Genomic DNA, 12869 nt, shown 5'->3' with positions numbered 1-12869 from the left:
GTTGACAATGAAGATTGTCATTATGGCAGGCGGCAAAGGGACAAGATTTTGGCCGTGGAGCACGACAGAAAAACCGAAACAGTTCATGTCGTTTTTAGGTGGGAATGAAACATTGCTTCAACAAACGTATAAAAGATTTTGCCGGTGGCTGCCGATTGAAAATATTTACATTATCACAACGGAGGAATATGCAGATTTAGTACGTGAACAGATAAAAATTCCTGAACAGCAATTATTGATTGAACCTGCACGAAGGGATACAGGTCCGTGCGCCGCATTGTGCGCCCGCACTTTTTTGCGGCAGCAAAGCGATGAAGTGTTTGCTTCCGTACCAGCCGATCATTTTATATCTAGAAGCGAGGGATTGAAAGATGCTTTTAAACTTGCTGAAAAAGAAGCGGAAAAAGACAAGGTGATAGTGACATTGGGGATAAAGCCGACGAGGCCTGAAACAGGATATGGCTATATTCAATGTGAAGAAAAAGATGGTGAATATTTGAAAGCGAAACGATTCATAGAAAAACCTTCCGCCGATCATGCGCAACAATTGTATAAAATGAACAATGTTTATTGGAACAGCGGTATTTTTGTTTGGAAACCGTCAACTGTTGCCTATTTTATGAAAAAATTTCAGCCCCAGCTTTATCAACTGTTTAAGGCGGAAGATGAACAAATTGAAAAAATCTATCGTTCGCTTCCCAATATATCAGTTGATTATGCAATTTTGGAAAAAGCGGATTCCATTCATACAATTCCTGTTCATTTCGACTGGGATGATGTAGGAAAGTGGAGCGCATTGGAACGATTTTATCCTGTTTCCGAAAGTGGAAACATTATTATCGGCGATGCGGCCACATCAGAGGTGGAAAACTGCATTATAAAGGTAGACCAAACAAAAGCGGTGATAGCAGGTGTAAAAGATTTGATCATAGCTTCAACGGCAGAAGGGCTTCTTATTTGTCATAAATCAAAAGAAAAGGAATTGAAGAATCTTTTATCGAATGAAAAAATCGGACAAAGAAGAGATGACGAGTGAATATTGCGGTAAATATGACCCGATTTCGGGCAGGGAAAATGGGTGGAATTGAACCATTTGTAACAAATTTGATAGAAGAAATGGCCAGAACATCGGATCATTATTTTTATTTGTTCCTCCCACAACATCAAAAACATTTGCTCCGCATTGAGGGAAGGAACGTGAAAAAAATCGGAATGGCGATGGATGATTCCGTCGATAACCTATTAAGGACATGGATCGGCGAATGGAAAATGGATTACTTGTTTTCTCCTTTTTTTGACAGCTGTCCAAAAGGGATCGACACACCGACGTTTATACTGGTTCCGGATTTACAGCATCAATACTTTCCGGAATTTTTTCATCCGACAGAACGTATGAAACGGGATCAAACGATAATCGATGCCAAAAAAAGCGGTGCCCGCATCATCACCATTTCCCATTTTTGTAAACAAACATTGATTGAAAAATACGGATTACATGACAGCCAATTGGAAGTCGTCTATGGAGATGCACCGAAAGAATTCCATGACCAATTAAGAAAACAAAAGCTGAACCGCATCCGCAAAAAATACAATCTTCCCGATGTTTTCGGACTGTATCCGGCAAATTTTTGGCCGCATAAAAACCATCCCAATCTTTTAAAAGCGTTGAACCTTCTTAAACAAACGGCAGGCCCGAAAATATCGCTTGTTTTTACGGGGTATGAACAGGCAAACTTTTCCTATGTCAAAACCATCAAAAAAATGGTGCAAGAGCTCGATTTGGAAGACCAAGTATCTTTTTTGGGATATCTTCCAAAAAAAGAGATGCCGTTTCTTTATCACGATGCAGACTTTCTCGTTTACCCATCGCTGTTTGAAGGATTTGGTATTCCATTGGTTGAGGCGATGCGGACCGATACGCCGATTGCTGCGGCAAACGCTGGAAGCATTCCGGAAATTGTCCAATCAGCGGCGCTTTTGTTCGATCCTTTTGATCCTAATGATATCGCAGAAAAAATGCAGCAAATGATGAAGGAAACAATCAGAAAATCTTTGATCGCCAAAGGGAAGGAGCGCGCCGCCTATTTTTCTTGGGAAAAAAGCGCGCAAACATTGCTTCAATTGTTTAACCGGTGAAGGTGGAGCCCGTCTTGTTCTGCCGATATTGCTCATACCATTCAATCGTTTTTTGCAAACCTGTTGGCAAATCGGTTTCTGCTGCAAAGCCAAATTTTTCTTTTGCCAACCGGACATCCAACTGTCTTCGCGGTTGGCCGTCCGGTTTAGTTTGATCCCAGAGAATTTCTCCCTCAAACTTCGTTAATTTCTGAATAAGGTTGGCAAGCTCCCGAATCGAAATTTCTTTTCCCGTTCCAATGTTGACAGGAAGTTCTTCATTGTAATGCTCTGTTGCCAAAACGATGGCGCGGGCTGCGTCCTCCACATAAAGAAATTCTCTTGTGGCTTCCCCAGATCCCCACAAAACGACGTGTTTTTTTCCTTGTTCTTTCGCTTCGATGCATTTTCGGATGATCGCCGGAATTACATGGGATGACTCAAGATCAAATTTGTCATAAGGGCCGTACAAATTGGCGGGGATTAAATGTATGGCATTAAAACCGTATTGCTTCCGGTAGCTTTGCGCTTGGACGAGGAGCGCTTTTTTGGCAATGCCGTATGGGGCATTTGTTTCCTCGGGATAACCGTTCCACAAGTCCCGCTCTTGAAAAGGAATCGAGGCAAACTTTGGATAAGAACAGACGGTGCCGATGGAAACAAACTTCTTTACTTGAAATCTTCTTGCCTGTTCCATCAGCTGAATCCCCATTATCAGATTGTCGTAAAAAAATGAAGCAGGCATTTTTTGATTGGCGCCGATGCCGCCGACGACAGCAGCTAAATGAATGACAACATCCGCTTTGAATTGCTTGAACATGTTGATAATATCGCATTCCTTGCGCAAATCGAATTCGCGGCTCCTCGGAACGAAAATGTTGGAACATCCCCGCTTTCTCAAATAGTTGACAACATGACACCCAAGGAATCCTGCACCGCCTGTCACGATAATGTTTAAATCCTTCATATTCATCTTTTATTCATCCTTTTTTAAAAATTCCGTCCGAAACAGCTTGTTGAATCCAGTTGATTGTTTCTTTTGTCCCTCTTTTAAAATGCAGATAAAAGTCCAGTTCTTTTCTGGAAAGAGGAAGAAGTTGTTTGAAAAGAAAATGCGGACGATTGAAATGCAATTCAATGGTTCCTGATTGTTCGAGTGTGATTGGAATGACATGCTCGTGAACACTTTTTTGGATTTCAGAACGGAAAACAGTCTTACCTTTGCAAATGACCGACAACCGGCATTTCGAAATTTTCTCCAATTCTCCTTTCAACAATATTGCATATACTGGTTCGGAAGGATCTGGATCGATCGTGGCATAGATGGTTTTTTTAGCGCATAAATTTTCCAATCCGGAAATTTTAGGACTTTTTCCGAAAACGTCATATTGCTTAAAAATCGCTAAAAACGCTGCCGCTCCTTGATGCCGGTAAAACGTAAGAAAAAAGGCCAGCCATTCTTTCGAAACAGAACCGTAATGTTTTTTAAGCGTTTTGATGATTTCCGGAAACCCGACGGTGAACAGTTTTGCTCCCGTTTTGCTTTCGCGGTAAAACCTCGTATGCGCCAAAAACTCATTGAGGAAACCGAATGGTACATTCATTTTCGCCAAGCGTATCCATAAATCATAATCCATGCAAAATTGCAGATCTTCGTCGACGCCGCCCGCGCGGATCAATGCCGATTTTTTGATAAAGGCTGCCGGCTGGCAGATGAAACAGGAATTGAATAATTTTCTCTTATCAAAAGGGTGCACGGGATAAGGACGGATGATTTCGTTCTTTTCGTTGGTAATGTATGCTTTTCCGTAAATAACGGAGCAGCTTGAATTTGTTTGAAAGGCGTTGGCGGCTTTTGTTAAGGCGTCTCTGCAATACGTATCATCAGAATTGAGCCAGCCAACAATGTCGCCGTTCGCCAATTTCAATCCTTTGTTTATGGCATGCGATTGCCCTCTGTCCGGTTCAGAAATAAAACGAAGTCTGTCATCTATTTTTTGGTAGTATCGCAAAATGTCTAGTGTTTCATCCGTTGAACCTCCGTCGATGACGATATGCTCAAAGCTTGGATAATCTTGAGATAAAACGCTTTTAATCGTTTCCTCTATAAACCTTCCTTGGTTGAGAGAAGGGGTGAGAATGGATATGTACGGCTTCCTCATGTTGACCTCCCAAAATGCGTTCCTTGGCAAACAATCGCCTATCTATTTATATGGGGGAGTTGGCACAGTTGTGATGAGAAAGAAATAGGCAAATAATTATACATTTTCTTTTTTACGACATATATTGTTAGCACGTAGCAGCAGGGAAATGGTTCAGGACAGGAGGTGAGATCTTGAAAAAAGCGTTCATTACAGGAATAACCGGCCAAGACGGTTCGTATTTAGCGGAATTTTTATTAAAGAAAGGATACAAAGTGTATGGGCTGAAACGTCGTACGGCGACGCCAAACATTGAAAATATCAGGCATATCAAAAAGGAGATTGAATTGATTCCTGGAGATGTTCAAGATTTGTATTCTCTGATTAAAGCGTTTAAAACTGTTCAACCAGATGAAGTTTACAATTTAGCGGCTCAATCATATGTCGGAACTTCATGGGATCAGCCGATCTTAACAGGGACTGTGACGGCGCTGGGAGTGTTAAATATGCTTGAAGCTGCAAGATTGACAGCGCCTGATGCGAAATTTTACCAAGCATCAAGTAGCGAGATGTTTGGAAAGGCGGTCGAAATACCGCAAAAAGAAACGACCCCTTTTTATCCGCGAAGCCCGTATGCTGCCGCAAAAGTATACGGCCATTGGATGACGGTCAACTACCGTGAAAGCTACTCGCTTTTTGCTTGTTCTGGCATTTTGTTCAACCATGAATCTCCCAGAAGAGGGTTGGAGTTTGTGACAAGAAAAATTTCCGATGGGGTGGCAAAAATTAAATTAGGTTTGGAAAAAGAGCTGAAATTGGGAAATTTGGAAGCAAAACGTGACTGGGGGTATGCAGGAGACTATGTTGAAGCAATGTGGCTTATGCTTCAGCAAGAAAAACCTGATGATTATGTCATTGCCACAGGGGAAACCCATACTGTCAAAGAATTTGTAAGCACCGCCTTCAGGCATGTCGGTCTTGATTGGCGGGATTATGTGATACAAGATCCAAAGCTTTTCCGGCCTGCAGAAGTGGATATTTTGTTGGGGGATGCTTCAAAAGCACAAAAAAAACTTAATTGGAAGCCAAAAGTGTCATTTGAAGAGCTTGTCAAAATGATGGTTGACAAAGATCTGGAAAAATATGAATTGATTCTGAAACAAAGCTAGTTGGGGGCGGAAATGAAAAGTAAAGTTGTCATTGTTGGTGCAGGAGGTCATGCCAAGGTGGTTGTCGATATTTTAAAATCGATCGGCCAATACAATATTGTCGGGTTAACCGATTCTTGTAAAATCGGTTCCAGCGTGCAAGGCATCAAGGTGATCGGTGATGACAGCATTCTTGCCCATCTGTTTGCAAATGGAATCCATCATGCATTTGTAGCCATCGGGGGCAATAAAAAAAGAAAAGAAATCTACCAGCATTTGAAATTATTAGGGTATCAATTCATTAATGCCATCAGCCCGTTCGCCTATGTATCACCCACGGCAAAATTGGGAGAAGGCGTTGCTGTTATGCCCGGAGCCGTCATTAATGCAGAGGCGTCAGTAGGCAATAATGTCATTATTAATACCGGCGCAACCATTGACCATGATACAGTGATCGAAAGCTTTTCCCATATTGCACCAGGAACGAATATAGCAGGAAACGTACACGTTGAGGAAGGAGCCATGATCGGAACCGGGGCACGGATCATCCCGAAAGTGAAAGTGGGAAAATGGACGGTTGTAGGAGCAGGAGCCGTTGTCATAAGGGATGTCAATGATTTTGAAAAAGTGGCTGGTGTTCCGGCGCGAAATATTGAATGGCCGCAAACGTGAAGCGGAAAGGTGAAAGTGATGGAAAAAACGTGGAAAATTCCTTTAGCATATCCTCTGTTAAATGGAAATGAAAAAAAGTATGTTTTAGATTGTCTTCAAACTTCTTGGATTTCATCCGTTGGAAAATATGTCGATCAATTTGAAAAAAGTTTTCAAGATTTTTGCGGAACAAAATATGCCATCTCCTGTGCAAACGGCACCGTGGCTCTTCATCTTGCGCTCCTTGCTTGCGGGATCGGGAAAGGGGATGAAGTGATTGTTCCGACCTTAACCTATATTGCGTCAGCAAACGCTGTATCCTACTGCGGCGCCCTTCCGGTTTTTGTCGATAGCGAAAAAGACACATGGAATATGGATCCGGCAAAGATTGAAGAAAAAATCAATGAACGTACGAAAGCGATCATTGCCGTCCATTTGTACGGGCACCCTGTCAACATGGAACCGATTTTGAAAATAGCTGAAAAATACGGGCTCATTGTTATCGAGGATGCAGCGGAAGCACACGGTGCAGAGTATAAAGGAAAAAAAGTGGGATCCATCGGGCATATCGGTTGTTTCAGCTTTTTTGGAAACAAGATCATCACCACAGGTGAAGGGGGAATGATCACCACCAACGATGATGCATTAAACGAAAAAATTCGTCTATTAAAAAACCAAGGAATGGATCAAAACCGAAAGTATTGGTTTCCTGTAATCGGCTATAATTACCGTTTAACAAATCTTCAGGCTGCCATCGGACTAGGGCAAATGGAAAACATTCAAGAGCATTTAAAAAAGCGCCGTGACATCTCTTCATTATATGACCGTTACTTAAAGCATCTGGCAAACTGCATCGAGTTGCCGAAAGAAGAAAAATGGTCGCGCCATTCTTTTTGGATGTATTCGATTCTGCTCAAGGATCAGGCGAAAGTGGATCGCGATCAATTAATCTCCCTCCTCGCGCAAGACGGAATTGAAACAAGACCTGTGTTTTACCCGATGCATACGCTCCCCCCTTATCAAGAAAAAGACAGTTATCCTGTGGCTGAACATATTGCGAAAAGAGGGCTGAACTTGCCGACGCATGGACTTTTAACAGAAGATGAAATTCGTTATATCGCAGAACGGCTTCATTATCATTGCCGGGGGTCAGCCACTTGAACATCTTGATTGCTTCGACGTTTGTACCGTTTGTGAAGGGGGGAGCAACGATGATGGTGGACGGTTTAAATGAACAACTGAAAGAATTTGGCCACCAGACGGAAGTTCTGAAAATCCCGTTTCTTTCTTGCTACCCGGCGATGCCTGCGCAAATGAAAGCGATCCGTTCTTTCAGGATAAGCGATAAATTTGACAAACTGATCGCCGTCAGAACGCCGAGCTATTTAATAAAACATCCTGAAAAAGTGATTTGGTTCATTCACCATCATCGGGGCGCATATGATTTTTGGGGAACGGAATATCAAGATATTCCGGATACGAAAAGCGGCCGGAACATACGGAGCCAAATCATTGAAGAGGACAACAAAGCGCTTCGGGAGGCTGAAAAAATTTTTGCCAATTCCCGCGAAGTCCAAAACCGTCTTAAAACGTTTAATCACATTGATGCGGAAGTCCTCTATCCGCCGCTTGCCAACAACCATTTCTACTGTCAAGAGTACGGCGATTTTCTTTTTTATCCCAGCCGTGTCGTTCATCATAAACGTCAGCACCTTGCCATTGAAGCGATGAAATATACCAAATCCAATGTCAAGCTCTTGATTGCCGGCCAAACCGAAAAAAAAGAAATGGCGGCATTTTTAGAAAAGATCATAAAAGTGAACGGCCTTTTTCATAAAGTGATGTTCATCAACAAATGGATTTCTGAAGGGGAAAAGATTTCCTTCATGGCAAATGCGCTCGCTTGCGTCTACATCCCGTTTGCCGAAGATTCTTACGGATATCCGACTTTGGAAGCTTTTTCTGCCAAAAAACCGGTCATTACCTGTATGGATTCCGGCGGAACGTTAGAATTAGTTCAAGATAATGAAACAGGTTTCATTTCTGCTCCTGATCCGAGAGAATTGGCAAACTGTTTCGATCAGCTCTATTTTGACAAAAAACTGGCCAAAAGGCTTGGAGAAGCAGGATATGAAAAGATGAAATCGATGAACATTTCTTGGGAGCATGTGATAAGGAGGCTGCTTCATTGAAAATTGCCATCGTTCAAAACTTGAACCCTTTTCAAAGCGGCAAAACGGAAATGATTTCCAACCTGCTGATGAATAAGCTGAAAGAATTCGGCCACGAAACGGAACTTATTCACATTCCTTTTGTTATTCAAAACGAAAAAGAACTGATCAGGCAATTGAAAACAGTGCAGCTCCTTCATCTGCAAACTTTTTTTGACAAGGTGATTGCCCTTGAAATTCCAGCCTGCTTCGTGCGCCATTCGAATAAAACGTTGTGGCTGGTCAATTCCGCTTCCTTTTTTCAAGAGATGGAAAAAAATAACATCAAGCAATCGCTCATCCGAAAATTCATTTCGTTCAGTCAAAAGTCCATTGGCAGCTGTTCCGGTCTTTTTGCGTTATCCAAAAAAGACTGTGCCTTTTTGAAAAAATATTTGGAAAAAGATTGTGAAATTTTGTTCCCAACTTCCAACCAAAAGGAAGAGTGGGAGAGAGTAGTAAAAAAACTCATCTTATAACGATATTTGATCTGGAGGTGTATATAATGGCTGCACCGAGAATATATTGGCTGTGCACACACCAAACGCTGCGATATGAGGAAGTTCCGCTGTTGATCGAAGCAGGTGCGGAAGTCATCCCCTGTTTAGGAGACAGATTTTGGCTAAAATATGACAGCCGCTATGATGATGAGACAGACCGGCTTTATCCTCATTGGCGGAAGTCGTGCACTCTTCCGACTAATATTGTGGAGAGGATCAGAAGAATCGACATATTAGGTAAAAAAGGAAATTTAACGGAGGAGGAAACGCAGTTCATCAACAAATGGATCGATTGCATTTTCGTATCCAACTATCCGGACATTCTTCAAAATATATCGAAATGGTTTCAAGGCTACATTGTGTTTCGTGTTTTTGGGCACGGTGATTACACAACCTATACAGAGCAAATGAACCGTTTGAAAGTGGACATCGGCCAAATCACAGCTTCCAATCGCTATGTATGGTGTCCGATTTTGAATCGGCTTGATGACAGGGAGGATGCCAGACTCGTCAAAAATAAATTTTATTTAAATGCTTTTGTTTCAAAAGACAGGCTTGAATTTGATTGGAAAAAATCGAACTCAAAACCGTTTTTAACGACGACGATTTCCTATTTGGACTCAAACCCTGCTGCCAGAGAAATTTTTGAGAACTTTGCCAAAGAGTTTGAACAGATCCCGTTTTTCGTTTTAGGGAAAAATTCAAAACAGGCGGTGAAAGGAATTTCCGGCAAAATACTCGGCCATTTGGACGATCAAGCGTTTTTTGCCAAAATTGCAGAAAGCCGCTTGTTTGTTTATATAGGTCTAGGTTCGAATTATCATGTGCACTACACGCCGATTGAAGCGATCAAGATGGGCGTTCCGATCCTTTTCCTTAAAAAGTCTGGACTTGCTGAAGAGGCGAGGGATCACGGGATTAGTCCTCATAAATTAAAGCAAATTGGCATGTGCGCAACTCCAAAAGAAATGAAAAATAAAGTTTTAGGCCTCATCCATAATATGCAGGCGCTGCAAAAGCTTGCCCATGAGCAGACAAAAGTCTTCGAAGGCATTTTCAGCCGTGATGCTGCGCTCAAGAGAACGAAGGAATTTTTTCAAAAGATGGAGCCTTTTATTCAAAAGAATCGAAAAGGGCAATATATCCCGCCTTCTTCCATCAACCTCTCGAAAAAAGATTTATTCCGAAGTGCTGACCTGCAAACCGATTTGCCTGCACATCCCGGACAAAAGATCGCATACAGTTTGGAGAAAATCAACGGGTTTACAGGAAAATTCATTTATGACCACAGCGGCCAATTTATCGGAAAGAGAGTGGAAAAAGGTTCAGATCTTCCGGGGATGATGATCGGGCAATATGTGCAAAAAATGCCCCCCGGGACCTATTCCTTTTCGATTGAATTAATCAGCAAACAACCCTTTGCCCCCTCCGCCGGAGTCATTTCGTTCGGCATATGGAATCCGGATTTTCAAATGGCCGGGGCGACAGAGTTGAAAGACATGAAGCAGGGAAAAAATGTCTTTACGCTTACTGTCCAAATTGAACCTTTAACAGCAGACTTGTTGAAAGAGCTGCGTTTGGTATGGAACGGAAATCATTCGTTCGAACTGACGAATTTAATGGTTGAGAAACGAAATTAAAGAAAATTAAACGGGTGGTGGACGATGAAGGGAAAGCAGCTTTTGATTTACCTCCATATCCCGAAAACGGGCGGAACGACGTTGACAAACGTCATTGAACAGCAATACCAACAGGTTCTTCATTATCAAGAAGAGGATGTCGCAAAGCTGCAAAAAGAGCTTCAGGTTGCGGAAGCTTTTTGCGGCCATATTCCTTTCGGCGCTCATCGCTATATCACAAGGCCTTTCACCTATATTACGATGTTAAGGGATCCCGTCGAACAAGTCATTTCATGGTTTTATTATCGCCATCAAAGCCCTTATTTCAAAAAATTTCCCGGCAGCCTTGATGATTATTTGCATGACGACCGGTTCAACTTGACATCGGAAAATTTGCAAACTCGTTTTATTTGCGGAGATGATCCGCCAAGTTTTAAAAGAGCAAAGGCTATTTTAAAAAACTATTTTTCGGTTGTCGGCATTACCGAGCTTTATACAGAATCATTGTTTTTAATGAAAAAAAATTTGAATTGGCGTGAGTTTACCATCACAAAAATGAATGTCAACCAAAACCGACCGTTAAAAAATGATCTGTCAAAAGCAACCATTGAAAAAATCCGGGAGAAAAATCACATTGATTTAAAAGTGTATGATTATGCAAAACAAAGGCTTTTACAGGAACTTGCCGGCTTTGATCAAAAAACAAAAAAAGAATTGGCATTATTTAAAAAAACATTGGAAGGAGACGGCTCTTGAATGGATTTCAAAAGAAACAAACAATTTCAGGAAACGTTTCTCAAGGAAGCGAATGATAAACTCATCAATATCCTTTCACAAGTATTCCAACTGGAAGGAGAAGATTTTGTTTGGGAGATGTACAAACAAATTTTGCACCGGGAGCCGGAACCGAAAGTGTTGTTGCATTTACTAGCTCAAGCACTCAATTTTGATGGAAAGTTTGCGTTTTTCCGCAATCTTTTGCATAGCAGCGAGGCAAAATTTTTATTGTGGCAACAGAATTGGCCAGGGGTTGTCAAGGAAGAGGTTACGATTTTAAAGCTTTTAAGAGAAATGATCCATCAAAAACAGGATGCCGATTTTATCAAAGCGTGTTACCGCCATATTTTGTTGCGACACCCGAAAAAGCATGAACGGATGGAAATCCGAAGCCAACTGCAAAATGGCGCATCCCGTTTGAACATTATCTTCAGTCTCATCCAATCCCAAGAATGCCGCGAATTGTTGGCAGACATTACATCATCATCTGTTGGGAAACAAGTTGGAGATGTTAAAGGGAAGACAAAAGATGCCGGTCATTTGACAAATATCGGGATATTCATCGGTTATTCAATCAAAATTTACGATTTTGCCGGAGAAGGGATCGGCCGATTTGTATTAAGGCTTGTCGAAGGAATCATGCAAAAGCAGGATAACGTTGTCATCACCATTGCTGCGGAAGCGCTAAATTTCCCTGTTATTCATCAATCGTTTCAATATTTGCTGCGCTCGTATCCCGGGCGCCTCCGCCTTGTTAAATTTGAACGCATCGAATGGTTAAATGAAAAAGTTGCCGTTGATGTTTGGATTGTTCCGTACGTTGGTATGGAGCCGGCTGCTTTTTTAAAGCGTCCGTTCATCCTTTGCCTGCATGACCTTGTCTATATGCATTTCCATGAAATCTATGAAAATAATAAAGCCTTTTATGACCGGTTCCATCAGATTGTCCAAAACGTCGCCAAAAATGCGAAAAAGACCGTGTTTCATTCCGAATTTACAAAAAATCACGAAGGAATCAAATTTTTGCAGCTTCCTCCCAATAAGACGGCAGTCATTCGGCTTGCGGCGCCAAAAAAAGAGTATGCTGCGGTCAATCCTTTACAGGAAAAGAAGTTTCGACAACGGTATCAACTGTATGGCCCGTATATCACGTACCCGACGGTTTTTCGCTGGCATAAAAATATTGATAGGCTGATTGAAGCGTTTATGCAATTTAGCCGAAAAAACAAGGAAGCAAGCATGCAGCTTGTTTTTACAGACCATTATGTCAACAGTCCTGTGTCTGGGAAAATTAAACATTTGCTTGAAGCGGAGCAAGAAGAAAATATCAAAAAACGCATTAGGTTTTTAGGACGGTTGCCATGGTCAGAAGTAGCCCTTCTTTACAAATATGCCATCGGCACGGTCATCCCGACACTGTTTGAAGGAAGTTGCCCGTTTCAAATGCTTGAATCATTGACAATGGATACACCGGTTGCCGTCAGCGATCTTGAAGTTGTCCGGGAGATTGTTGCAGATTTGGATGCCTTGAACACTTTCAATCCTTACAAAACGGAGGAAATCGAAGCAGCGATTTTCCGATTATGGAAGGATCAAGGGCTGGCAATTGCCAAACAAAAAGAAGCCATTCGGCCGGCTTTGGAGCGGACTTGGCTTGACGTATCAGGCGATTATTTGGCGATCGCAAAGGAGATCATGGAATCGTAAG

General features: G+C 41.9%; 12 protein-coding genes. 10 read left to right on the top strand and 2 right to left on the bottom strand.

Going from position 1 to position 12869, the window contains the following annotated elements:
• Window positions 1-7 precede the first annotated feature (7 nt).
• Window positions 8-1036 carry a mannose-1-phosphate guanylyltransferase gene (locus AC0KTX_RS04420; RefSeq protein WP_474251029.1) on the top strand — a complete coding sequence of 343 codons (1029 nt, stop codon included), beginning with the start codon at window positions 8-10 and terminating at the stop codon, window positions 1034-1036.
• Window positions 1033-2136, top strand: coding sequence for a glycosyltransferase family 4 protein (locus AC0KTX_RS04415; RefSeq protein WP_474251028.1), 1104 nt, complete (start codon window positions 1033-1035; stop codon window positions 2134-2136). Before AC0KTX_RS04420 ends, AC0KTX_RS04415 begins: the two co-directional genes overlap by 4 nt.
• On the opposite strand, the gene AC0KTX_RS04410 is transcribed toward AC0KTX_RS04415, so the two are convergent.
• Window positions 2126-3088 carry a GDP-L-fucose synthase family protein gene (locus AC0KTX_RS04410; protein WP_474251027.1) on the bottom strand — a complete coding sequence of 321 codons (963 nt, stop codon included), beginning with the start codon at window positions 3086-3088 and terminating at the stop codon, window positions 2126-2128. The two genes, AC0KTX_RS04415 and AC0KTX_RS04410, sit on opposite strands and share 11 nt — an antisense overlap.
• 7 nt (window positions 3089-3095) lie before the next feature.
• Entirely contained in the window at window positions 3096-4277 is a 1182-nt protein-coding gene (locus tag AC0KTX_RS04405) for a glycosyltransferase family 2 protein (protein WP_474251026.1), read from the bottom strand.
• Between the two features lie 173 nt (window positions 4278-4450).
• On the opposite strand from AC0KTX_RS04405, the gene gmd reads away from it, so the two are divergent.
• From gmd to AC0KTX_RS04365, 8 genes are read left to right on the top strand one after another with little or no spacing between them, the layout of a single operon-like run.
• Complete coding sequence (gene gmd / locus AC0KTX_RS04400; RefSeq protein ID WP_474251025.1) at window positions 4451-5425, top strand: GDP-mannose 4,6-dehydratase; 975 nt, start codon at window positions 4451-4453, stop codon at window positions 5423-5425.
• Between the two features lie 12 nt (window positions 5426-5437).
• Entirely contained in the window at window positions 5438-6076 is a 639-nt protein-coding gene (locus AC0KTX_RS04395; RefSeq protein ID WP_474251024.1) for an acetyltransferase, read from the top strand.
• A gap of 18 nt (window positions 6077-6094) precedes the next feature.
• The gene (locus AC0KTX_RS04390) at window positions 6095-7216 is read left to right on the top strand and encodes a DegT/DnrJ/EryC1/StrS family aminotransferase (protein ID WP_474251023.1); all 1122 of its coding nucleotides are present in this window, start codon (window positions 6095-6097) and stop codon (window positions 7214-7216) included.
• Window positions 7213-8247 carry a glycosyltransferase family 4 protein gene (locus tag AC0KTX_RS04385; protein WP_474251022.1) on the top strand — a complete coding sequence of 345 codons (1035 nt, stop codon included), beginning with the start codon at window positions 7213-7215 and terminating at the stop codon, window positions 8245-8247. The genes AC0KTX_RS04390 and AC0KTX_RS04385 overlap by 4 nt, the downstream gene beginning before the upstream one ends.
• Window positions 8244-8744, top strand: coding sequence for a hypothetical protein (locus AC0KTX_RS04380; protein ID WP_474251021.1), 501 nt, complete (start codon window positions 8244-8246; stop codon window positions 8742-8744). Before AC0KTX_RS04385 ends, AC0KTX_RS04380 begins: the two co-directional genes overlap by 4 nt.
• 26 nt (window positions 8745-8770) lie before the next feature.
• Window positions 8771-10405, top strand: a complete 1635-nt coding sequence (locus AC0KTX_RS04375; RefSeq protein WP_474251020.1) for a glycosyltransferase — start codon at window positions 8771-8773, stop codon at window positions 10403-10405.
• Window positions 10406-10429: 24 nt separating this feature from the next.
• The gene (locus AC0KTX_RS04370; RefSeq protein ID WP_474251019.1) at window positions 10430-11140 is read left to right on the top strand and encodes a sulfotransferase family 2 domain-containing protein; all 711 of its coding nucleotides are present in this window, start codon (window positions 10430-10432) and stop codon (window positions 11138-11140) included.
• On the top strand, window positions 11141-12868 hold the full coding sequence (locus tag AC0KTX_RS04365) for a glycosyltransferase (RefSeq protein WP_474251018.1): 1728 nt from the start codon (window positions 11141-11143) through the stop codon (window positions 12866-12868). It begins immediately after the preceding gene.
• Window position 12869: the final 1 nt, after the last annotated feature.

It is taken from the genome of Aeribacillus sp. JST-2, from assembly GCF_056032925.1.
This window is presented reverse-complemented; position numbering and strand designations above follow the sequence as displayed.